The organism is Azospirillum oryzae (genome assembly GCF_900177515.1).
GTDB classification, from domain to species: Bacteria; Pseudomonadota; Alphaproteobacteria; order Azospirillales; family Azospirillaceae; genus Azospirillum; species Azospirillum oryzae_A.
In genome coordinates, this window is record NZ_FXAK01000007.1 from 2,272,677 (window position 1) to 2,293,665 (window position 20,989).

Consider the following 20,989-nt stretch of genomic DNA (forward strand, 5'->3'; position numbering starts at 1 on the left):
TCCCCTCTCCCGCGGTACGCGGGGGAGGGTTAGGGAGGGGGCAAAAACCTCACCCCCCCTTCAACTCCTCTCTCACAACCCTGCCAAAGCCCGCCGGATCGCCTCGCGGAAGGCGTCCAGCGACGCGATGTCCAGCAGGAACAGCGCGTGACCGCTGGCATCGCCGGCGGCCAGCGCCATGTCGATGCGCACGAACAGCACCGGATCGGTGGCGGATCCGATGACCGCCGACGGCGCGCCGGTGCCATAGCCGGGAACGGCCCCCGACAGCTCGCCGCCGATCAGGTTGGACAGGCTGGCGAGGCAGCCGTTCAGGATGATGTTGCCGATCTCGGTCAGCGCATCCTGCTCCATCTCGCCCGGCGCCTTGGCGGCAGGATCGACGGGGACGAGGCGGCCGACCAGGGCCAGCGTGCCGCGTTCCGGGAAGATCAGCATCGCTTCGCCGGTGAACGGGCCGGTGAAGGCGCCGCGCACGGCGCAGACCGGCTGGTCGCCCTCCAGCTCGCCGCCCACCTCGCTGGTGATGCGGGCGCGGGTCGACACCGCGAAGGACGGCACCGACAGATGCACCTCCTCGCCCAGCATGGAGCTGAGCGCGGCGGCCGGTTCGCCCATGCCGATGTTGAACAGCTCGGCGATGGCGTCGGCCTCGTCGGCGTCGAGGCGGAGCGGGTCGTCCGATGCCGGGCCGGATGATGTGGAGTCGGCCATCGGCGTCACTGCCCGGCCGCGGCGAGAAACTCGCGGATCTTGTCCGAGGTGATCGGCTTGGCGATGAAGCGGACGCCCAGCGCCTCGGCCTTGCGCTTCAGCGCGTCCTGGACGTTGGCGGTCAGCAGGCCGATGGGCAGGCCGATGAAACGCTCCTTCAGTCGCTCGGCCAGCTGCAGCCCGTCCATGCCCGGCATGTTGTAATCGACGATGGCGGCGACCGGCGGCACCTCTCCGACGATCTCCAGCCCCTCTTCGCCGCTGGCCGCGGTGACGATGGTCCAGTCAGGCCGCAGAGAGGCGATGACGCTGGAGACCATGTTGCGCGCAAGTCGGCTGTCGTCGACGACGAGGATGCTGGTCATGCCGATACTTCCGTCCTAAAGGTTCCGTTCACACCTTGCGGGCTTCTTACCGCAAAGCGCCCCTGCCCACAACAGACGCTTCGCACTGGCCCCGACAACTTCAACCGCGATGGTCCAGCAATATATCAATGCTCAGCCGCGACAACACCGACCCCGACGCGGTTCGCCCTTCGGCGCCGACGCCGATCCGGGCCGTGCTCGACACCAACATCCTGGTCGCCTATGCGCTGCTTGGCGATGCCGCGGCACGCCGGCACGACGCGATCCGCCGCTGCGTTGAACGGGTGCGCGCCGACCGGGGCCTCGTCGGCAGCACCGAAACGCTGGCGGAACTGGAGGAGGTGCTGATGCGCCCGACCTTCGACCGCTACACCCCCGCGGCGGATCGCCGCGCCTTCCTGGATCGCATCAGCGGGGAGATGACGCTGGTCGCCCCCGCCGCGGTCGGGCGCCTGTGCCGCGATCCGGAGGACGACATGTTCCTGGCGGCGGCGGTGGGCGGATCGGTGCCCTGGCTGGTAACGGTCGACCGCCAGCTTCTGTCGGTGCGCCGCGCCGCCGAAACGCGGGTGCTGCGGCCCGAACGCTTCCTGGAGGCGCTGGCTCTCCCGAATGCTCCCAGGAATGGCCGTCGGATATAGCCGGCAGAATCCGCTCGACAAACCCGACGCTCTTCCTAGAATGAAAAGAGAACACACCGCAAACCGCGGGTGAACAGGGAATGGCCTGCGCACGAAGCGCCGGCGATATTGGCGGAGCGCAGGGGGCAACCGCAGCGATGAGCGTCCAACGGCTTCTGTTCGACGATCTGCCGGAGACCGAACCGGCGCGCAAGCCGCGCCGGGCCCGGGCTGCCGCATCGGGCGCCACATCCTCGACGATGGCCGCCCAGGTCGCGGTCGATGTGGTGCGGGAGGCCGCCCCCTTGCCCAGGGTTGCGGCGATGACGGCGGCCATAGCGTCCAATATCGCGACCCTGCCGCTCGCCCCGCCCGCTCCTCCGCCGCCGCCGCCGGCCTTCGATCCGGCCGCACTGTCCAACCCCGAGCTTCGGGCGCTGGTGCAGGCGCTGCCCGACCAGCGGCTGGCCCATCTGCTGATCGAGGCGGCGCGCGAACTGAAACGCCGCGCCGCCCCCGACCGCAGCGATGCCGACGGCGAGGATGGGGAAGTCCCGATGGAGCCCAACCCTGCCCTTCTGCGCGCCGCCCGGCAGGCGGTCGGCGAATTGTCCGGCGATGATTTCTGAGGCACGCTCCGCTGTTGGGGCAGCCCCTTAGTCAATAAAGTTTCCGAGACAAACGGCGCGACTTTATGTCATGATCTGTCCCAGCCCACGCTCTACATGCCGCATCGCACAATATAGCGGTTACAAAGCGCCACCGGGCCCGCCGAACCCACAAGCGACGTCTCCCGGAGGGGGCTTTGGACTGGATCACTTGGTTGCAGGAATGGGGGAACGCCTTTTACCCGATGGCCTTTATCTGGGCCTTTTTTGAAGGTGAAACATTTGTAATCTTCGGTGGGATGGGCGCCAAACTTGGCATCGTCAATCTCTACTGGCTGGTCGGTTCGGTATGGATCGGCAGCTTCCTGGGCGATCAGGTGTGGTTCTGGCTGGGTCGCCGCTGGGGCAAAAAGGCACTGGCACGCTTTCCGTCCGCCGATGCCCATGCCTGCAGGGTCCTGAACTGGCTGGAGAGGTACGGCGTCGCCTTCATTCTGGTCTTCCGCTTCCTCTATGGCGTGCGCAACATCGCGTCCGTCGCCATCGGCACCTCCGGCATGCCGTGGTCGCGCTTCCTGTTCTGGAACTTCATCGCCGCCGGCATCTGGGCCTGGAGCTTTGCCGGTGCCGGTTACCTGTTCGGTGAAGCCGCCGCCGCCATCGGCGAGGACGGGCCGAAGATCCTGCTGCTGTCCGGGCTTGCCATCGGCGGCCTGTGGCTGGCGATCAAGAGCTTCCGCTGGGTCCGCCGCCGCGCGCTCGCAGCGACCAATCCGGCGGAGTGATCCGCCGGCCTCTCAGGCGGTGACGGTCTCCTGATCCTTCAACCGCTCCCAGATCGCATCGAACTCCGCATGGCGGCCGGCGAACAGCGACAGCAGGCGCGGGTCGAAATGGACCCTGGGGTCCAGGCGGTCGTCACCGTTCAGCAGGATGTCGACCGCCTTCTGGTGGCTGAATGACGGCTTGTAGGGACGGGCGCTGCGCAGCGCGTCGTAGCAGTCGGCGATGGCGACGATGCGGGCGGCCAGCGGGATCTCCTCCCCTTTCAGGCCATGGGGATAGCCGGTTCCGGCCCATTGCTCGTGGTGGTACAGCGCGATCTCGGCGGCCATCTTCAACCGATCCGACGCCACCAGGATGTCGTGGCCATAGACCGGATGGCGCCGCATCTCCGCCAGTTCGCGGTCGTCGAGCCTGCCCTTCTTGTGCAGCACCGCCTGATCGACGCTCATCTTGCCGACATCGTGCAGAGCGGCGGAAAAGCGGATCTCGTGGCAGAAGGCGCGGCTGCAGCCGGCCCAGGTCGCCAGCGCGTGGGAGTATTCGTTGACGCGCAGGATGTGGTTGCCGGTGTCCTCGTCATGCACCTCGGCGGCGCGGGCCAGCAGATTGACCGACACCATGAAGGCGCGCTCCGTCTCCGCCTGAAGTTCGGCGACGCGTCGGCGCTCCCGGGTCAGGGCACGATTGCGCTCGGTCAGCCGCTCCAGCGTCGCCGCCCGCTCCAGCGCCCGGCCGACGATGTGGTTGACCGGTGCGATCATCTGCTCGTGTTCCGGCAGAAAGGCGGGCGGACCCTCCACCGGCCGGCGGTTGATCAACTGCACCACCCCGATCGGCCGGTCGCGGAATCCTTTAAGCGCGAAGGCCATGATGGACCGTGTGCGGAAGCCGGTGCGCTGGTCGAAGGCGGGGTTGAAGTTGTAAGGCCGATCCGCCGGGATGGCGTAGGCATCCTCCAGCAGCAGCGTCTCGCCGGTCGCCGCGACATAGCCGACGATGGAGGTTTGGCTCACCGGCACGGAAAACAGCGTCGGTTTGGCACGGATCACGTCGTTCTGGGCGCTGACCGCTTCCAGATGCCGATGCCGTCCCTGCCCGCGCAGCATGAAGACCGTGCCGGCCTCCGCTCCCGTCAGGTCGCGGCATTTGCGCAGCACCCGATCGCTGAGCGATCGCAGCGACTGGTTCGGCGCACTTTCGATAAATTCAAGGAATTGGCCGACCAGACCCACAGCGCTCCCCCCCACCCCGACGCACATACGGCGTTGCGCGAACAGAGTACCCTATTTGTCGCACCCGGCAGAAGGGGCTTGCAGATCCGAAAGTCACGCACTGATCACAGGTCACAGACGACGCGTCACAGCCCCATCCATCCGCCGGCCCACAGCCAGACCGCCGCCAGCGCCATCGACAGCAGCGCCATCGGCACGCCGCAGCGGGCATGCTCAATGAATCCCAGCCGGACACCGGCCGCCGCCGCCCGCTCCGCCACGATGATGTTGGCGAGGCTGCCCGGCAGCAGCAGGTTGCCGGCCAGGGTCGACAGCAGCGCCAGACCGTAAAGCGCCCCCTCCGGCGGCGACGGCCAGGCAGCCAGCAGCAGGATCACCGCCGGGACGTTTCCGATGCTGTTGCTGCCCGCCAGCGCCAGCGGCAGCATCACCGCCAGCCGGTCGGGCAGCCATCCCGCCGCCTGCAGGTCGCCGACCAGCGCCGCCGGGATTCCGGTCAGACCCAGCGCGTGGTTGATGGCGAAGAGTGCGGCGAACAGCACCAGCAGATGCCAGTCGACCATCCCCAGCATGTCGCGGCTTGCCATGCGCCGGCTGATCATCATCACGCCGGCAACCAGCAGTACCGCATGTTCCTGCGGGATGTCGCGGGTGAACAGCACCAGCAGCACCAGCGTCGCCGCCACCGCCTTGCCAAGTTGCCAGCGGTCGAGCGCCACCGACGCCACCGGCGCCCCGCCCTCCTGCGGCATGCCGAAGCGCCCGCGCCAGACTATCCAGACGGTGCCGTAGACGATGGCCATGGCCGCCAATGCCGGGCCGCCGCAGACCGCCAGGAAACGCCAGAAATCGAGGTGTCCGATCTGCCCGATCAGAATGTTCTGCGGGTTGCCGATCAGCGTGGCCGCCGATCCGGCATTGGCCGCCCCCGCCAGCGCGATCAGGTAGGGCCGTGGGTCCAGCTTGCGCGCCTGCAGGCCCAGGCACAGCATCGGCGTCATCGCGAAGACGACCACGTCGTTCGCCAGCACCGCCGACAGGCCGCCGGCGACCAGCACGATCACCGCCAGCAATCGCGCCGGCGAGCGCGCCGCCCGTGCGACCCGGAGCGCGCACCAGTCGTAGAATCGGCTGCCGGCATATTGCGCCGACAGGATCATCAGCCCGAGCAGGATGAAGATCGTCGGAAAATCGACCGCCGCCACCAGCTGCGTGGTGTCGAGCGCCCCGGTCGCCAGCAGCAGGATCGCCGCGACCAGCGCGATACCGGTGCGGTCGATGCTGAGACCGGGAAAGCGCCCCAGCGCCATGCCCAGATAGGTGGCGGTGAACAGAATCAGGATGGTGGCGGTCATAATGCCCGATGCGCAGGGAAGGTCAGTCGAGGGAGATGGTGGTTCCCTCGCGCGCGGCGAAGCAGTTCGGGAACTCCGCCTTGGCCGCCGCTTCGATCCGTTCCATGGCGGCATCGTCGTGGTCGGGATCATGGTGGAACAGGCCCAGCGTCTTCACATGGGCCGCGCGGGCGATCCGCACCGCCTCCATCCAGGTGGAATGGCCCCAGCCGACCCGCTGCGCCCACTCCTCGTCCGTGTAGGTCGAGTCGTAGAGCAGCAGATCGACGCCATCGACTAGGTTCAGGATGTTGCGGTCGGGCTGGTCCGGCACATGTTCGGTGTCGGTGACATAGGCCACCGACCGGCCCTGATACTCGATCCGGTAGCCGGTGGCGCCGTCGGGGTGGTTCAGCGCCGCGGTGTGGATGCGCACCCCACCCTCCAGCTTGAAGCTGTGGCCGGGCGGCACCTCCAGGAAGCTCAGATTGCCGCCCATGGTGCGCAGCGGCACCGGGAACAGCGGCCGTTCCATCTGGCGCGCCATCACCGATTCGATGTCGGGACTGCCGGTCAGATGGCCGGAGATCACCCGCAGGTCGAACCCCTTGGTGTAGGCCGGCGCGAAGAAGGGAAAACCGCTGATATGGTCCAGATGGGTATGACTCAGCAGCAGCGTCGCGCTGGTCACCCCCTCGGCCAGCAGCTTGCGGCCCAGCATCCGCAGTCCGGTGCCGGCATCGATGATGATCCGCTGCTTTCCCGCCTGCACTTCGACGCAGGACGTATTGCCGCCGAAACCCAGATGCGAGGCCATCGGGCAGGGAATCGTGCCGCGCACCCCCCAGAAGGTGACTGAAAACCCCATACCCCCGCCTCCAGGCGCAACGATGCACCGTTCCAACCCCTTTGGACGGCGAGTTTAGCGCGATCCTTCGGTATGTACACGATGGTGGACGTTCGGCAAGGAATGATCGCCGAAAAACGGACGGGGCCGCTTCACAGGAAGCGACCCCGCCAATCGTCCTGCCTTTCGACCGTCTTACAGCTCGGCAGCCATGTAGGTGGGCAGCCAGCCTTCGTTGGCATCGCGCAGGCGCTTCAGCGAGACGATGTCGCCGCCACGGCCCGACAGCGCGGTGCCGCGGGTCTCGCCCAGCACGCTGACCGGCACGCCGGCGGCCTTGGCCTTCTCCTGCACCGTCGCGGCGACGTCCGGACGGACGGCCAGGACGTAGCGGCCCTGGTCCTCGCCGAACAGCACGCGCGGACCGGCGCCGTCGAAGGCGGTCAGATAGGCGCCGACGCCGCCGGCCAGCGCCATCTCGGCGATGGTGACGATCAGGCCGCCATCGGCCACGTCATGACTCGACACCACCAGACCTTCGCGGATCAGGCCACGGACGAAGTCGCCGTTGCGGCGCTCCACCGCCAGATCGACCGGCGGGGGAGCCCCCTCTTCGCGGCCGAGGATCTCGCGCAGGAAGATCGACTGGCCGATATGGCCTTTCGTCTCGCCCACGGCGAGGATCACGTCGCCCTCGTTCTTGAAGGCGATGCCGACCGCGATCATCGCGTCCGGCATGATGCCGACGCCGCCGATGGCCGGGGTGGGCAGGATCGCCTCGCCGTTGGTCTCGTTGTAGAGCGAGACGTTGCCCGACACGACCGGGAAGTCCAGCGCCTTGCAGGCCTCGCCGATGCCCTGAACGGCGCCGACGAACTGACCCATGATCCGCGGCTTCTCGGGGTTGCCGAAGTTCATGTTGTCGGTGATGGCGAGCGGCAGGGCGCCCACCGCCGACAGGTTGCGCCACGCCTCGGCCACCGCTTGGCGGCCGCCCTCGACCGGATCGGCCAGGCAGTAGCGCGGGGTGCAGTCGGTGGTGATGGCGACCGCCTTGGTCTGGCCCGGCACGCGGACGACCGCGGCATCGGCCTGCCCCGACATGAAGCGGGTGTCGCCGCCGACGAGGCTGTCATACTGCTCCCAGATCCAGCGCTTGGAAGCCAGGTCGGGGCAGCCGAACAGCTTGGTCAGCGTATCGCCCAAATCGCCGGAATAACCGGCCAGCGCGCTGTCGTCGACGTCCGACGCCTTCGGCGTCGGCTCCCACGGACGGTTGTATTCCGGCGCGGCGTTGGACACCGGGGCGATCGGCATGTCGCACCAGGTCTCGCCATACATCTTGATGACGAGGTTGCCGGTGTCGGTCAGGTGGCCGATGACGGCGAAGTCCAGTTCCCACTTGTCGAAGATGGCCTTCGCCACCTCCTCGCGGCCGGGCTTCAGGATGATCAGCATGCGCTCCTGGCTTTCGGAGAGCATGATCTCATAGGGCGTCATCGCCTGTTCGCGCATCGGCAGGGTGTCGAGCGTCAGCTCGATGCCCAGGCCGCCCTTGCCCGCCATCTCGACCGAGCTGGAAGTCAGGCCGGCCGCGCCCATGTCCTGGATGGCGACGATGGCGTCGGTCTCCATCAACTCCAGGCAGGCTTCGATCAGCAGCTTCTCGGTGAAGGGGTCGCCGACCTGCACGGTCGGGCGCTTCTCCTCCGAATCCTCGGTGAACTCCGCCGACGCCATGGTGGCGCCGTGGATGCCGTCGCGGCCGGTCTTGGACCCGACATAGACGACCGGGTTGCCGATTCCGGCGGCGGCCGAATAGAAGATCTTGTCGGTCTTGGCGACACCCACGGTCATGGCGTTGACCAGGATGTTGCCGTTGAAGGCCGGGTGGAAGTTGGTCTCGCCCCCCACGGTCGGCACGCCGACGCAGTTGCCGTAATGGGCGATGCCGGCGACCACGCCCGACACCAGATGGCGGGTCTTGGAATGGTCGGGCGAGCCGAAACGCAGCGCGTTCATGTTGGCGATGGGGCGGGCGCCCATGGTGAACACGTCGCGCAGGATGCCGCCGACGCCCGTCGCCGCGCCCTGGAAGGGCTCGATGTAGGACGGGTGGTTGTGGCTCTCCATCTTGAAGATGACGGCGTCGCCGTCGCCGATGTCGACCACGCCGGCATTCTCGCCGGGGCCGCAGATCACCTGCGGGCCGGTGGTCGGCAGCGTCTTCAGCCACACCTTGGACGACTTGTAGGAGCAATGCTCCGACCACATGACCGAGATGATGCCCAGTTCGGTGAAGGTCGGGGTGCGGCCCAGGATGTCCAGGGCGTTCTGGTATTCCTCGGCGGACAGGCCGAACTCCTTGGCGAGTTCGACGGTGACCGGACGCTCCTGCGCCTTGGTAGCTTCAGCGCTCACGACAGGGCCTCCACCAGACCTTCGAACATGGGCTTGCCGTCGGTGTTGCCGTGCAGGGCCTCCACGGCGTCCTCGGGGTGCGGCATCAGGCCCAGCACGGTGCGCTTGGCGTTGAAGATGCCGGCGATGTCCGTGACCGAACCGTTGGGATTGCCGCGCGGATCGGCGCGGGTCTCGTCGGCGATGTAGCGGAAGGCCACCTGGCCCTCGCCGTCCAGACGCTTCACCATTTCGGCGTCGGTCCAATAGTTGCCGTCGCCATGGGCGATCGGGTAACGGACGACCTGACCCTTGGCGTATTTCGCCGTGAAGGGGCTGTCGGTGTTCTCCACCCGCAGATGCTGGACGCGGCAAATGAACTTCAGCCCGCCGTTGCGCATCAGCGCGCCGGGCAGCAGACCGGCCTCGGTGATGATCTGAAAGCCGTTGCAGATGCCGAGCACCCGCACGCCCTGATCGGCCCGCGCCTTCACCTCGCGCATGATCGGCGAATGCGCCGCCATGGCGCCGGAGCGCAGGTAATCGCCATAGGAGAAGCCGCCGGGCACGACGATCAGGTCGACCTTGGGCAGTTCGGTGTCGCGGTGCCAGACCAGATGCGGCTTGGTCCCGCTGACGGCCTCCAGCGCGGCGACGGCGTCGCGTTCGCGGTTGGAGCCGGGGAAAACGACGATGGCGGCCTTCATGGGGCGGTCAAAATCCGGCGTCGTGAGGGGGAGGAGTTCGCGCCGGACACTAAAGCCGCCGCCCCGGCAAAGCAAGAGTCGGAGGGGATGAAACACAGCCATTTGGCTGAGCTGAGTCGCGTTCTATGCATACCGCGGTAGCGATTTGTGCGACCCTGACTTTAATGAAGGCTGCTAAACTGTTCTAAGGATTGCAAAAATAATAGCTGTTGCGGCAGTGGGACCGTCATGATATGGCCCGCCTCCAGCCAGTTGTTGCCTTTTGCAGGAGTGTGTGCGTGTCCAGGCAGTTCATAACCGGGTTTCTGGAAGAGACGCCAGAAACGATTGAACGCTTCCGTAAGCTTGTTGACCGCACCCCGATTCAGGAGCCTGCGAACGGCGGCCCATCGGATGAAGAGTTCTGTGATGAGCTGTTGTCCGTTACTGACGACCTCATGACGGCACCCGACACATTCCCCGATCCTTCTTTCACGGCCGGTCTTTATCAGACGAAGCGCTAACGGCGGCTTCTTCGCCGTCCAACCTCAAAAATCCCTCTCCGGGTGCCGGATCTATCGTATGAACAGCGACCGCGTCGCCCTGCAAGCCTTCAGGCTTCGCAATTTTCTGTTTGCCCTCTGCAAACGTAACAAGGTTCAGATTGAGCTTTCAGACGATTGCCTGGTTCAGGTGGCTTCCCATTATCAGAAAGACTTGGGAAAGCTCGAATATCACCAAGGCAATGAGATTTCCGTCAACAAGCGGATCGCCGGACTCGCTTTCTGGGTCCGTCGCCTGAAGCCGATCCGGTACGCTGCAAAGATCCATGAGGATGTCGAGATCTGCGACATCAACGAGCAGGTATCCGTCTGGCTTATGCACGAACTTCTGCTTCGGTGCGCCGACCATCGGTTCGCCGCCGCGATCATGAAAGACGTCGATGGTGGGCCACGCGCATCACGTTTGCAGTCTTACTTGGCGGCTTATTGGAAAATCTCCGATTCCTTCAACTACACGTCTCTGATCTACAATCTGCGCTTCCGCAACATCAGCCCCCATCACATGGCGCTGCTGCTGGATTCCATCACCACCGGCTTCGTCCTCAAGCACTCGTAGCCCGCTTGACCGAGACGCCGCGCTGGGATCGGAGCGCCGGCTCCCGGCGCTCCATATCTGCGCCTCACATCCCCGGCGCGTCCTCTTCCGGGTACGCGGTGATGTGGTGCAACGACAGGTCGGCGCCCTTATACTCCTGTTCGGGGTCGAGGCGGATGCCGACGGTGACGCGCAGCAGGCCGTAGACCGCCAGACCGGCGGCGAATCCGAAGCCGGCGCCGCCCAACGTGCCGACGATCTGGCTGAGGATCGACACCCCGCCCAAGCCGCCCAGCGCCTCCTGCCCGAACACGCCGGCCAGCAGGCCGCCGGTCAGGCCGCACAACCCGTGCAGCGGCCAGACGCCCAGCACGTCGTCGATCTTCCAGTCGATCTGGCACTTGTTGAAGGCCCAGACGAACAGCAGGCCGGCGATGCCGCCGGTGAGCAGCGCGCCCAGCGGGTGCATGACGTCGGAGCCGGCGCAGACCGCCACCAGACCGGCCAGCGCGCCGTTGTGGACGAAACCGGGGTCGGTGCGGCTGATGACCAGCGAAGTGACGATGCCGCCGACCATCGCCATCAGCGAATTCAGCGCGACCAGCCCGGTCACGCCGTCCAGAACCTGCGCGCTCATCACATTGAAGCCGAACCAGCCCACGCACAGCACCCAGGCTCCCAAGGCCAGGAAGGGGATGTTCGACGGTGGAATGGCGATCAGCGAGCCGTTGGGACGGTAGCGGCCGCGGCGGTTGCCCAGGTTCAGCACGGCCCCCAGCGCCACCCAGCCGCCGAAGGCGTGCACCACCACCGATCCCGCGAAGTCATGAAAGGGCTGGCCGAAGGTCGCCGCCATCCAGCCTTGCAGCCCGAAGCGGGTGCCCCACACGGTGCCTTCCAGCAGCGGGTAGAACAGCGCGATCAGCGCCAGCGTGGCGCCGGCTTGCGGCCAAAATTTGGCGCGCTCGGCGATGCCGCCCGACACGATGGCCGGCACCGCGGCGGCGAAGGTCGCCAGGAAGAAGAACTTCACCAGATCATAGCCGTAAGCCGCGAAGCCGCCGGCACCCTTGCCGACCAGCGTGTGGGCGTCGGCGAAGAAATCGAGGCCGTAGGCGACCGCATAGCCGATGAAGAAATAGGCGATGGTCGACATGGCGAAGTCCGACAGGATCTTCACCAGTGCGTTGACCTGATTCTTGCGCCGGACCGTCCCGACCTCCAGCAGGGCGAAGCCGCAATGCATCGCCAGCACCATCACAGCGCCCATCAGCACGAAAAGGACGTCGCCACCCGTCTTTGCCGCATCCATTTGCACAAGCCTTCAGCATTTTGCCCAAAAAAGCGGCAGATTGCTAACAGATCAGGCAAATATGCGCAAGGGCCTAGCTGACGTTTGGACAGGCAGAGTGGCGGAAATGCAGCACAAAAAAGCGGGCGAACCCGCTTTGGGTTGCCCGCTGTCTGCGCAAGAACGATGCCAAATGATGAAGAGACGGGCGGAAGTGCCTCCGCCCTAAGCTACGCCTACATACCGGCGATGGTCATGCCGTCGATGCGCACGGTCGGCGCATCCATGCCGAAGCGCAGTTCCAGATCGTCCGCGGCTTCCATGTTCAGGAACATGTCCTTGAGGTTGCCGGCGATGGTGATCTCGTTGACGGGATAGGTGATCTGGCCGTTCTCGATCCAGAAGCCGCCGGCGCCACGGCTGTAGTCGCCGGTGACGCCGTTGACGCCCATGCCCATCAGATCGGTGACGTAGAAGCCGTCCTTGATCTCCGCCAGCATGTCGGCACGGCTGCGCTTGCCGGCGGCCATGTAGACGTTGGCCGGCGCCGGGCCCGGAGGGCCGGAGGTGCCGCGGGCGGCGTGGCCGGTGGTCTGCAGGCCGAGTTGCCGCGCCGACCGCAGGTCGAGCAGCCATGTCGTCAGCACGCCGTCCTCGATGATCGTGCGGCGCGACACTTCGACGCCCTCGGCATCGAAGGGGCGGGAACGCAGGCCGCGCTTCACATGCGGGTCATCGACGATGGTGATGGAGGGCGCGAAGATGCGCTGCCCCATCTTGTCCTTCAGGAAGCTGGTGCCACGGGCGATGCTGGGACCGCTGATGGCGCCGGTCAGATGACCGAGCAGGCCGCGCGACACCCGCGGGTCGAAGAACACCGGCACCTTGCAGCTCTTGACCCGGCGCGGGTTCAGGCGGCGGACGGCACGCTCGCCGGCCTCGCGGCCGATCTCGGCCGGATCGCGCAGGTCGGCGCCATAGACCTTGCTGTCATAGTCGTAGTCGCGCTCCATTCCCGTCCCGGTCCCGGCCAGGACGGAGGCCGACAGCGACTGGCGCGACACGCCATAGCTGCCGGCAAAGCCATTGGACGCGGCGATCGCGATGGTCGAACGGCTCCAGCCGGCGTCGCCCCCTTCGGAATTGGTGACGCCCTGAACCGCCAGCGCCGCCTCTTCGGCGATGCGGGCGCGCTCGATCAGCGTTTCCGCAGACGGTTCCTCGCTGTCGCAGATGTCGAGGTCGGGCCAGCTGCGGGCCAACTGCTCCGGATCGGCGATTCCGGCAAAGCCGTCCTCCGGCACCACGCGGGCCATGGCGATGGCGCGCTCGACCAACTCGTCCAGCGCCTTGCCGCTGCGGTCGGTGGAGGAGACGATGGCCTGCCGCTTGCCGACGAACACCCGCAGGCCGAGATCGCCGGATTCGGAGCGCTCCAGCTTTTCGGTCTGGCCCAGCCGATGGGAAAGGGAGACGGACGCGCTGTCGAACAGCACGGCATCGGCGGCATCCGCACCGGCGGCGCGCGCCTTGGCGATCAGGTCGTCCAGCAGATTCAGGACCCCGGACGAATCCGTCTTGTGCTGGTCGTTCGGCGAAACGGTCATCAGGCTCTCCGGTTGGTCTCCGTCCTGTCTACCAAATGGGACGGCGACGCGGAACGGGGAAGAGGCAAATTGCCCCCTCCCCGCTCCGCGTCGCAACCGAATGCTGGTTTCTATTGCGGATCAGGCCAGCTCGCGACGGGCCGGTGAGGCGGTCAGCGCCGGAACCTTCAGCGCGAAGGCGCCCTCACCCAGCAGCGACTGCACCACCAGCAGGACCGTCCAGAAGGCCGGGAACTCCCAACCGCCGCCCTGGGCGTTGAAGACCCAGCCATTGCCGACATGCTGCAGCGTGGCGCCGATCATGATCGGCAGCAGGGCCAGCGCGATCCAGCGGGTGTAGACACCGGCGATCAGCAGCAGCCCGCCGCCGATCTCGCCCAGGATCACCAGATAGGCGAAGAAACCGGGATAGCCGATGCTTTCAAAGTAGCCGACGGTGCCGGGAATGGTGAAGGTCAGCACCTTCAGCACCAAGCCGTGGGCCAGGAACAGCAGGCCGAGGCCGACGCGCAGCAGGAAGGCGGCATAGGGGGCGGTGCGATTGTCGATCATGGTCAGGGTCTCCTCGATCAGGGTGGCCGGTCAGGGCCGCGTTTTGTCTGAAGAGGAGATTAGGCCGGATCGAGGTGCGGGATAATCAGCGGAGTTGATGAAGGCTTGTTGCGCAGGAAGAGACAATGGGTGAGGTGTAACGCCCTCTCCCGCCCCGGGAGAGGGAGGGGACCCGCGAAGCGGGGAGGGTGAGGGGCATTCCGAACATGGATTTCTGATCCTCGCCTTACCCCTCACCCTTCCCATGCTCCGCATGGGCCCCTTCCCTCTCCCGGGACGGGAGAGGGGATCCTCAGCGCATCACCCCCGCTTCCAAGTCGTGCCCTGCGGGCCGTCTTCCAGGACGATTCCCTTGTCGGCCAGTTCCTTGCGGATGCGGTCGGCCTCGGCAAAGTTCTTCGCGGCGCGGGCCGCCTTGCGGTCGGCGATCAGCTGCTCGACGTCGGCATCGCTCAGCCCCTCGGCACCGCCGCCGGCCGGCGCCCAGCGGAACCATGCCTCCGGGTCCTGCTGCAGCAGGCCGAGCTGCTGCCCGGCCGCCAGCAGCGCGCCCTTGGCGGCAGCCTTCTCGGCGTCGCTCTTGGCCTTGTTCACCGCGGTTGCCAACTCGTGCAGATGCGCGATGGCGAGCGGGCTGTTCAGGTCGTCCTCCAGCGCCGCCAGCACGTCGAAGGGCAGCTCCGCCGCCATCGGCACCGGCTCGCCACGCAGGGCCTGATACCAGCGGTCGAGCGTGCCCTTTGCCTGCCGGATGCCGTCGCGGGTGAAGTCCAGCGGCTGGCGGTAATGCGCGCTCAGCAGGGTCAGGCGGATCGCCTCGCCAGGGAACTCGTCCAGCAGGTCGTGCACCGTGAAGAAGTTGCCGAGCGACTTCGACATCTTCTCGCCTTCGACCGTCACGAATCCGTTGTGGACCCAGGTGCGGGCCAACCGGTCGGTGCCGTTGGCGCAGCAGCTCTGCGCGATCTCGTTCTCATGGTGCGGGAAGATCAGGTCCAGCCCGCCGCCATGGATGTCGAAGGTGGCGCCGAGATGCTCCTTCGCCATGGCGGAGCACTCGATATGCCAACCCGGACGGCCGCGGCCCCATGGGCTGTCCCAGCCGGGCTGGTCCGGCGTGCTGGGCTTCCACAGCACGAAGTCGGAGGCATCGCGCTTGTAGGGAGCCACCTCCACCCGCGCGCCGGCGATCATGTCGTCCAGCGAACGGCGGGACAGCTGGCCATAGCTGGGCATCGACGGCACCGAGAACAGCACATGCCCTTCCGCGGCATAGGCGTTGCCGCGTTCGATCAGCGTGGCGATCAGCGCGATCATCTGGCCGATATGCTGGGTCGCCCGCGGCTCGATGGTCGGGCGGAGCGCGTTCAACGCGTCCATGTCGGCATGGAACAGGTCGGTGGTGCGCGCGGTCAGCGCGTCGATCGGCTCGCCGCTGTCGCGCGCCCGGTCGATGATCTTGTCGTCCACATCGGTGATGTTGCGGACATAGGTCACCGCCGGATAGAGCCGCGACAGCAGCCGGAACAGCAGGTCGAACACCACCACCGGTCGGGCGTTGCCGATGTGGGCGGTGTCGTAGACGGTCGGACCACAGACATACATGCCGACATGGTCCGGGCGAAGCGGCTCGAAGCGCTCCTTACGGCGGGTCAGCGTGTTGTAGAGGTCCAACGGCACGGTCTGAACTCCCAAAAAAGAGAGATATAGAGAAGGTTTCAGGCGGTCTCGCCGGCGAGTCGCCGGAGGCTGCGCGCCCGTCCGATCAGGGGTAGCAGGTTCTTCAATTCCGGTCCATGGTCGCGCCCGGTCAGCGCCCGGCGCAGAGGGAGGAACAGCTCCTTGCCCTTGCGCCCCGAAGCATTCTTCACCGCATTGGTCCAGGCGCCCCAGGTGCCGAGGTCCCACGGCTCGTCCGGCAGCAGCGCCGCCGCCTGGGCCAGGAAACCGGCATCCTCGACCACCGGCGTCACCGGCGCATGGGTCACCGCCCACCAGTCGCGCGCGTCACTCAACCGCGCCAGATTGGGCCGAACCGCGTCCCAGAAGGCGGCATCGGCACCGGTCAGGCCGAGATCCTCCAGCCGGGATGCAACCGCCTCGAACGGCGTCAGGTGCAGGATGCGGGCGTTCAGCCGGCCCAACTCCTCCGGGTCAAATTTCGGCGTGCCGCGGGCGATCTTCGACAGGTCGAATTCCGCCACCAGCTCGTCCAGGGTCAACCGCGCCTCGATCGGGTCGGAGGTGCCGAGCTTGGCCAGCAGGCTGTTGACCGCCATCGGCTCGATGCCGTCCTCGTCGCGCAGGCTGCCGACCGACAGGCTGCCCAGCCGCTTCGACAGCCCCTGCCCGCCGGCGTCGGTCAGCAGCGGCAGATGGGCGAAGGACGGCACAGCGGCATCAAGAGCTTCGAAGATCTGGATCTGGACCGCGGTGTTGGCGACATGGTCCTCGCCGCGGATGATGTGGGTGATGGCGAAGTCGGCGTCGTCCACCACGCTGGTCAGGGTGTAGAGCGGCCGGCCATCCTCGCGGATCAGCACCGGGTCGCTCAGCGCCGTGCCCTCGAAGTGCACCGGCCCGCGGACGAGGTCTGTCCATTCCACCGGAGTCGGGGTCAGCTTGAAGCGCCAATGGGCCTTTCGCCCTTCCCCTTCCAGCCGGGCGCGGTCCTCGTCGGTCAGGCGGAGAGCGGCACGGTCGTAGATCGGCGGGCGGCCTTGCGACACCAGACTGGCGCGCTTGAGGCTCAGCTCCTCCGGCGTCTCGTAGCAGGGATAGAGCCGGCCGGCGGCCTTCAGCGCGGCGGCTGCCTCGTCATAGCGCGGATAGCGGTCGCTTTCGCGGGCGAAACGATCCCAGGTCAGGCCGAGCCATGTCAGGTCGGCGGCAATGCGGTCGGCGAACTCCTGGGTGGAGCGTTCCTCGTCGGTGTCGTCCAGCCGGAACATGAAGCTGCCGCCGGTCTTGCGCGCGAACAGCCAGTTGACGAGCGCGAGGCGCACATTGCCGACATGGATGCGGCCGGTCGGGCTGGGGGCGAAACGGACGGCGGTGGACATGGCAGGACTCGGGTTGCGGACGGGACAGGCAGGCAGTCCTAGCACGGCCGGCGCGCCTTCCGAAAGCGGTCCGCAACCGATGCATCCCGGCAACAGGTGGTGCCCTGCGTCCGTCCGCGCGGTAGGCGCGGCCGTCCGCCTGCGATAGCTTGGCGGCAAATCCAATCTCGGAGACATCCTATGGCGGACAAGAGCTTGCGCATCGGCGTCGTGCTGTCGGGTTGCGGCGTGTATGACGGTGCGGAAATCCACGAGGCGGTCTGCACACTGCTGGCCATCGCCAAGGTAGGCGCTGTGGCGGTGTGCTATGCCCCCGACATCCCGCAGGCCCATGTCGTCAACCATCTGACCGGCCAGGAGACCGGTGAGAGCCGCAACGTGCTGGTCGAATCGGCCCGCATCGCCCGCGGCAAGATCACCGCGCTCAGCGAGTTCTCGGCCGGCGACGTCGACGCGCTGATCTTCCCCGGCGGTTTCGGTGCCGCCAAGAACCTCAGCGATTTCGCCTTCAAGGGCGCCGATTGCTCGGTCAACCCGCAGGTGGTCGCCGCAGTCGCCGCCATGCGCGCGGCCGGCAAGCCGATCGGCGCGCTGTGCATCGCGCCGGCCATCCTCGCCAAGATCCTGGGCCAGCAGAGCGTGGAGTTGACCATCGGCAATGATTCCGGCACCGCCGCCGCGCTGGAGTCGATGGGCGCCGTCCACCGCACCACCACCCATGGCGAGATCGTAGTCGACCGCGGCCTGAAGGTCGTCACCTCGCCCTGCTACATGCTGGATGCCAATCTGGTCCAGATCGCGGAGGGCGCGGAGAATACTGTCAAGGCTCTGGTCGAACTGGCGAAGTGACCAAGTGAAATCGGCCGGCGAAGGAGGTAGCGATACCTCCTTTGTCACCTGTAATGTCACAAAGCTGAGCAATAATTCATTAACCGCCTTCCCACACCCTTTGCCTCAGCTTCTTTTCTATCAGGTGAGGGTTGGCGATGACCTGCATTGTGGGATTGGTGGACGGCGACCGGGTATGGATGGGCGGCGACAGCGCCGGTGTGAACGGCCTGGACATCACGGTGCGCGCCGACACCAAGGTGTTCCGCAATGGCGACAGCCTGATCGGCTTCACCAGCTCTTTCCGCATGGGCCAGCTGCTGCATTATCGGCTGGAGGTCCCGCCGCGCGAGCATGACACCGACCTGTTCCGCTACATGGTCGTGGACTTCGTCGATGCCGTCCGCAACTGCCTGAAGGATGGCGGTTACGCCCACCGCTCCAACGATGTGGAGACCGGAGGCACCTTCATGGTCGGGCTGGAAGGCCGGCTGTTCACCGTGCAGTCCGATTATCAGGTCGGCGAAGCGGTGCGCGGCTACCACGCCATCGGCTGCGGGTCGGATTACGCGCTGGGCTCGCTGGCGTCCACCATCGGCCAACCGCCGGAAGAGCGCGTGCTGAAGGCGTTGGAATGCGCCGAGCTGTTCAACGGCGGCGTCCGCGCCCCCTTCACCATCCAGTCCAGCCTGCGCCGTCCGCAATTGGCGCTGACGGAAGCGGCGTAATCTCCCCCCGGCCTTCGGCCCCAAACCTTCGACCAAAGTCGAAAGGGCCGGCCAAGGCTGCGCTCTGGTCATCCAAAGCATCGTGGCGTATGAACCCCTGTCCTGCTGCAGTGCAGGACAGGGGAATAACCACAAAAACTTTGGGTGATAGAGATGACGGACCAAGCGGTTACCGCCGATGCATTTTACGGTGAAGACGAGAACCCGGCCGGGTTGCTGAGCAACTGGGGAAATTCGCCCCTCTTCGTCTTTCCCGCCATGCTGCTGATCTTCATCATGCCCCTGGCAATCATCTTCCACCCGACCTGGGTGGTGCTGCCGGCCGTGCTGTGGACCTTCGGCATGATCGCCACGATCATCAAGCTGACGCGCGGCTGAGTCCGGCGCGGATGCGAACGGGGGAAAGGGGCGCCGCTCCCCTCCCCCGCCCGCTCTACATCAAGTCGATGAAGCCGCCGGCAACGGGAAAGCGGCGCAACCGCGCGACCGTGCGGCGGGAAATCCGCGGCCCCGGCGGCGCCCGGCGGCGGCCCGCTTCCGCCTGAACCACCAGCCGCCAAACCATCTCCACCGTCTCGGCCGCATGGCCGCGCCCGGCAAGGTCGGCCGGCGACAGCCCGCCGTCGAGCAAGCCGGCCAGTAGATCGTCCAGCGCCTCCACCGGCGGCAGTCCGGCCGGAGTCTCGGCCTTCAGTCTGCGCGCCAGCACCCGTTCCGGAACAACCCGCCCCGCCGGCCCGCGCGATCCCGCCGGCTGGTTGGCGTTGCGCCAGCGCGTCAGTTCCAGAACCGCCGTCTTCGGCACGTCGGACAGCACGGCATAGCCGCAGCCCGCCTCATCCGCTGCAAGGCCGAGCAGCCGGTCGGTCCGGTCCGCCGTGGACAGCAGCACGGCGCCCATCCGCTCCGCCAGCGCCGCCAGGGTCGCAGCCCGCAGGCGGGCATGCAGGCGGTCGGCCGCCGCAGCCGAGTCGCGCCCGGCAAAGGCGGGGGCCAACAGCGAATCGGCGGCCTTGAGCACCGGCGTGAGCGCGACATTGTCCAGGCGGCAGCCCAGCAACTCGACGATCTCCGCCGCATCGGCCAAGCTATCGGCCAAGCCATCGACCGAGGCCCCGGCCTCGCCGGCCGGCAGCGGAGCTCGTACGGCCAGCACCCGCTCCGCTCCCAGCGCGTCGACCGCCAGCGCGGCGACCAGCGCCGAGTCCAGCCCGCCGGTCAGCCCGACCACCACGCCCGGCGCGCCGCTTTTCGTTACGGCATCGTGCAGGCCCAGCATCAGCGCCGTGTAAAGCGCCTCCGTCCCCTCGGCCGGAGCAATCGTTTCGGCCTCGGAACTGTCCCAGCTGTCGTCGGGTCCGCGCTCCCACCGGGTCAGCAGCAGATGTTCGGCGAACAGCGGAGCCTGGGCGACCAGCCGGCCACCGGGGGCGAGCGCGAAGCTGCCGCCGTCGAACACCCGCTCGTCCTGCCCGCCGACGAGATTCACCGCAACCAGCGGCAATCCGCATTCCACCACCCGAGCGACGGCGGCCTGCACCCGTTCATCGGCGCGGCCGGGGGCGAAGGGGCCGGCCAGCATCGCGACCAGAAGCTCGGCCCCACTCTCCGCCAGGGTCTCCGCCACGTCGCCGGTTGCCAGATCATCGCCGATCAGCAGGCCGATCCGCACCCCGCGGACATTGACCGGGCCGGGCATGGGACCGCTATCGAAACGGTCCTCTTCCGCCGTACCAATCTCGCCGGCATCCGTTACGGCCTGAAAACGAACGGCGGCGAGCCTTCCGCCGTTCAGCAACAGGGCGGAGTTGTGGCGCCCCTTGCCCTCCCGCCAGGGCGCGCCAACCAGCAAGGCCGGGCCGCCGTCGGCGGTGTCCTCCGCCAGCGTCCTAACCGTCTCCTCCACCGCGTCAAGGAAGGCGGGAAGCGCCGCCAGATCCAGAAGCGGAGTTCCGGACAATGCTCCGGCGGGGCAGATGACGAGGTCGGCGCCGCGGGCCGCGGCCTCCGCGCGTGCCGCACGGATCAGGCCGGCATTCGCAGTGAGGTCGCCCGCGGCCGGGTTGATCTGGGCGAGCGCGATGGACAGGCGATCGGTCATGATGGTCGGCTTCCTTCTGGCGGGTCCTTTTGCGACAAGGGTAGCAGCGCCATCCCAAGGGCGAAAGCCGCCGCTCGTCGCAGGTCATCACGCAGGCGGAACAAGTGGCGGCAAGAGATCGAATGAAGTT

The 20,989-nt window shown here is 66.9% G+C and carries 21 protein-coding genes; 8 read left to right on the forward strand and 13 right to left on the reverse strand.

Features of this window, described 5'->3' with window-relative positions; genetic code table 11:
• Positions 1-72: 72 nt before the first annotated feature.
• Together B9N97_RS23195 and B9N97_RS23200 are read right to left on the reverse strand one after the other, a co-directional pair.
• Complete coding sequence (locus tag B9N97_RS23195) at positions 73-714, reverse strand: chemotaxis protein (RefSeq protein WP_085090727.1); 642 nt, start codon at positions 712-714, stop codon at positions 73-75.
• Between the two features lie 5 nt (positions 715-719).
• A complete protein-coding gene (locus tag B9N97_RS23200; protein WP_085090053.1) occupies positions 720-1,079 on the reverse strand; it encodes a response regulator in 360 nt (119 codons plus the stop codon).
• 128 nt (positions 1,080-1,207) lie between these two features.
• Between B9N97_RS23200 and B9N97_RS23205 the strand changes: the two genes are divergently transcribed.
• The 3 genes from B9N97_RS23205 to B9N97_RS23215 all read left to right on the forward strand — a co-directional run bounded on the left by B9N97_RS23205 (position 1,208) and on the right by B9N97_RS23215 (position 3,092).
• Entirely contained in the window at positions 1,208-1,720 is a 513-nt protein-coding gene (locus B9N97_RS23205; protein WP_085090054.1) for a putative toxin-antitoxin system toxin component, PIN family, read from the forward strand.
• Between the two features lie 137 nt (positions 1,721-1,857).
• Complete coding sequence (locus tag B9N97_RS23210; RefSeq protein ID WP_085090055.1) at positions 1,858-2,328, forward strand: hypothetical protein; 471 nt, start codon at positions 1,858-1,860, stop codon at positions 2,326-2,328.
• A 224-nt stretch (positions 2,329-2,552) separates the two neighbouring features.
• A complete protein-coding gene (locus B9N97_RS23215) occupies positions 2,553-3,092 on the forward strand; it encodes a DedA family protein (protein WP_280174800.1) in 540 nt (179 codons plus the stop codon).
• A gap of 12 nt (positions 3,093-3,104) precedes the next feature.
• Here B9N97_RS23215 and B9N97_RS23220 read toward each other — a convergent pair whose 3' ends face one another.
• From B9N97_RS23220 to purQ, 5 genes are all read right to left on the reverse strand, one after another.
• Positions 3,105-4,325: an HD-GYP domain-containing protein gene (locus B9N97_RS23220; protein ID WP_244560857.1), complete on the reverse strand. Its 1,221-nt coding sequence runs from the start codon at positions 4,323-4,325 to the stop codon at positions 3,105-3,107.
• 125 nt (positions 4,326-4,450) lie between these two features.
• Positions 4,451-5,680, reverse strand: a complete 1,230-nt coding sequence (locus B9N97_RS23225; RefSeq protein WP_085090058.1) for an SLC13 family permease — start codon at positions 5,678-5,680, stop codon at positions 4,451-4,453.
• A gap of 22 nt (positions 5,681-5,702) precedes the next feature.
• The gene (locus B9N97_RS23230; protein WP_085090059.1) at positions 5,703-6,527 is read right to left on the reverse strand and encodes an MBL fold metallo-hydrolase; all 825 of its coding nucleotides are present in this window, start codon (positions 6,525-6,527) and stop codon (positions 5,703-5,705) included.
• Positions 6,528-6,701: 174 nt separating this feature from the next.
• Positions 6,702-8,927: a phosphoribosylformylglycinamidine synthase subunit PurL gene (purL, locus tag B9N97_RS23235; RefSeq protein WP_085090060.1), complete on the reverse strand. Its 2,226-nt coding sequence runs from the start codon at positions 8,925-8,927 to the stop codon at positions 6,702-6,704.
• On the reverse strand, positions 8,924-9,613 hold the full coding sequence (purQ, locus tag B9N97_RS23240; RefSeq protein WP_085090061.1) for a phosphoribosylformylglycinamidine synthase subunit PurQ: 690 nt from the start codon (positions 9,611-9,613) through the stop codon (positions 8,924-8,926). The genes purL and purQ overlap by 4 nt, the downstream gene beginning before the upstream one ends.
• A gap of 278 nt (positions 9,614-9,891) precedes the next feature.
• Between purQ and B9N97_RS23245 the strand changes: the two genes are divergently transcribed.
• Both B9N97_RS23245 and B9N97_RS23250 read left to right on the forward strand, forming a co-directional pair.
• Entirely contained in the window at positions 9,892-10,116 is a 225-nt protein-coding gene (locus tag B9N97_RS23245; RefSeq protein ID WP_143266827.1) for a hypothetical protein, read from the forward strand.
• A 58-nt stretch (positions 10,117-10,174) separates the two neighbouring features.
• A complete protein-coding gene (locus B9N97_RS23250) occupies positions 10,175-10,711 on the forward strand; it encodes a hypothetical protein (RefSeq protein WP_085090063.1) in 537 nt (178 codons plus the stop codon).
• Between the two features lie 64 nt (positions 10,712-10,775).
• Here the strand turns inward: B9N97_RS23250 and B9N97_RS23255 are convergent, their stop codons facing one another.
• The 5 genes from B9N97_RS23255 to gltX all read right to left on the reverse strand — a co-directional run bounded on the left by B9N97_RS23255 (position 10,776) and on the right by gltX (position 17,202).
• Entirely contained in the window at positions 10,776-12,002 is a 1,227-nt protein-coding gene (locus B9N97_RS23255) for an ammonium transporter (RefSeq protein ID WP_085090064.1), read from the reverse strand.
• A 215-nt stretch (positions 12,003-12,217) separates the two neighbouring features.
• The gene (locus B9N97_RS23260; RefSeq protein ID WP_085090065.1) at positions 12,218-13,588 is read right to left on the reverse strand and encodes a TldD/PmbA family protein; all 1,371 of its coding nucleotides are present in this window, start codon (positions 13,586-13,588) and stop codon (positions 12,218-12,220) included.
• 120 nt (positions 13,589-13,708) lie between these two features.
• Positions 13,709-14,140: a DoxX family protein gene (locus tag B9N97_RS23265; RefSeq protein WP_085090066.1), complete on the reverse strand. Its 432-nt coding sequence runs from the start codon at positions 14,138-14,140 to the stop codon at positions 13,709-13,711.
• Positions 14,141-14,440: 300 nt separating this feature from the next.
• Positions 14,441-15,820 carry a cysteine--tRNA ligase gene (cysS, locus tag B9N97_RS23270; RefSeq protein ID WP_085090728.1) on the reverse strand — a complete coding sequence of 460 codons (1,380 nt, stop codon included), beginning with the start codon at positions 15,818-15,820 and terminating at the stop codon, positions 14,441-14,443.
• 38 nt (positions 15,821-15,858) lie between these two features.
• Positions 15,859-17,202: a glutamate--tRNA ligase gene (gene gltX, locus B9N97_RS23275; RefSeq protein ID WP_085090067.1), complete on the reverse strand. Its 1,344-nt coding sequence runs from the start codon at positions 17,200-17,202 to the stop codon at positions 15,859-15,861.
• Positions 17,203-17,382: 180 nt separating this feature from the next.
• Here gltX and elbB point away from each other — a divergent pair, with 180 nt between their 5' ends.
• The 3 genes from elbB (at position 17,383) to B9N97_RS23290 (ending at position 19,136) form a co-directional block, all read left to right on the forward strand.
• The gene (gene elbB / locus B9N97_RS23280; RefSeq protein WP_085090068.1) at positions 17,383-18,051 is read left to right on the forward strand and encodes an isoprenoid biosynthesis glyoxalase ElbB; all 669 of its coding nucleotides are present in this window, start codon (positions 17,383-17,385) and stop codon (positions 18,049-18,051) included.
• Between the two features lie 137 nt (positions 18,052-18,188).
• Positions 18,189-18,758 carry a hypothetical protein gene (locus B9N97_RS23285; protein WP_085090069.1) on the forward strand — a complete coding sequence of 190 codons (570 nt, stop codon included), beginning with the start codon at positions 18,189-18,191 and terminating at the stop codon, positions 18,756-18,758.
• Between the two features lie 153 nt (positions 18,759-18,911).
• Positions 18,912-19,136 carry a hypothetical protein gene (locus B9N97_RS23290; protein ID WP_085090070.1) on the forward strand — a complete coding sequence of 75 codons (225 nt, stop codon included), beginning with the start codon at positions 18,912-18,914 and terminating at the stop codon, positions 19,134-19,136.
• 55 nt (positions 19,137-19,191) lie between these two features.
• On the opposite strand, the gene nadE is transcribed toward B9N97_RS23290, so the two are convergent.
• A complete protein-coding gene (nadE, locus tag B9N97_RS23295; protein WP_085090071.1) occupies positions 19,192-20,859 on the reverse strand; it encodes an NAD(+) synthase in 1,668 nt (555 codons plus the stop codon).
• Positions 20,860-20,989 lie beyond the last annotated feature (130 nt).

What these genes read in the sequence shown, in the direction of transcription:
- B9N97_RS23225 (WP_085090058.1), bottom strand. Translation starts at nt 5,680, where the DNA reads ATGACCGCCACCATCCTGATTCTGTTCACCGCCACCTATCTGGGCATG.
- elbB (WP_085090068.1), top strand. Translation starts at nt 17,383, where the DNA reads ATGGCGGACAAGAGCTTGCGCATCGGCGTCGTGCTGTCGGGTTGCGGC.
- B9N97_RS23250 (WP_085090063.1), top strand. Translation starts at nt 10,175, where the DNA reads ATGAACAGCGACCGCGTCGCCCTGCAAGCCTTCAGGCTTCGCAATTTT.
- B9N97_RS23255 (WP_085090064.1), bottom strand. Translation starts at nt 12,002, where the DNA reads ATGGATGCGGCAAAGACGGGTGGCGACGTCCTTTTCGTGCTGATGGGC.
- nadE (WP_085090071.1), bottom strand. Translation starts at nt 20,859, where the DNA reads ATGACCGATCGCCTGTCCATCGCGCTCGCCCAGATCAACCCGGCCGCG.
- B9N97_RS23290 (WP_085090070.1), top strand. Translation starts at nt 18,912, where the DNA reads ATGACGGACCAAGCGGTTACCGCCGATGCATTTTACGGTGAAGACGAG.
- B9N97_RS23230 (WP_085090059.1), bottom strand. Translation starts at nt 6,527, where the DNA reads ATGGGGTTTTCAGTCACCTTCTGGGGGGTGCGCGGCACGATTCCCTGC.
- B9N97_RS23260 (WP_085090065.1), bottom strand. Translation starts at nt 13,588, where the DNA reads ATGACCGTTTCGCCGAACGACCAGCACAAGACGGATTCGTCCGGGGTC.
- B9N97_RS23285 (WP_085090069.1), top strand. Translation starts at nt 18,189, where the DNA reads ATGACCTGCATTGTGGGATTGGTGGACGGCGACCGGGTATGGATGGGC.
- gltX (WP_085090067.1), bottom strand. Translation starts at nt 17,202, where the DNA reads ATGTCCACCGCCGTCCGTTTCGCCCCCAGCCCGACCGGCCGCATCCAT.
- B9N97_RS23205 (WP_085090054.1), top strand. Translation starts at nt 1,208, where the DNA reads ATGCTCAGCCGCGACAACACCGACCCCGACGCGGTTCGCCCTTCGGCG.
- B9N97_RS23265 (WP_085090066.1), bottom strand. Translation starts at nt 14,140, where the DNA reads ATGATCGACAATCGCACCGCCCCCTATGCCGCCTTCCTGCTGCGCGTC.
- B9N97_RS23200 (WP_085090053.1), bottom strand. Translation starts at nt 1,079, where the DNA reads ATGACCAGCATCCTCGTCGTCGACGACAGCCGACTTGCGCGCAACATG.
- B9N97_RS23215 (WP_280174800.1), top strand. Translation starts at nt 2,553, where the DNA reads ATGGCCTTTATCTGGGCCTTTTTTGAAGGTGAAACATTTGTAATCTTC.
- purQ (WP_085090061.1), bottom strand. Translation starts at nt 9,613, where the DNA reads ATGAAGGCCGCCATCGTCGTTTTCCCCGGCTCCAACCGCGAACGCGAC.
- B9N97_RS23195 (WP_085090727.1), bottom strand. Translation starts at nt 714, where the DNA reads ATGGCCGACTCCACATCATCCGGCCCGGCATCGGACGACCCGCTCCGC.
- B9N97_RS23210 (WP_085090055.1), top strand. Translation starts at nt 1,858, where the DNA reads ATGAGCGTCCAACGGCTTCTGTTCGACGATCTGCCGGAGACCGAACCG.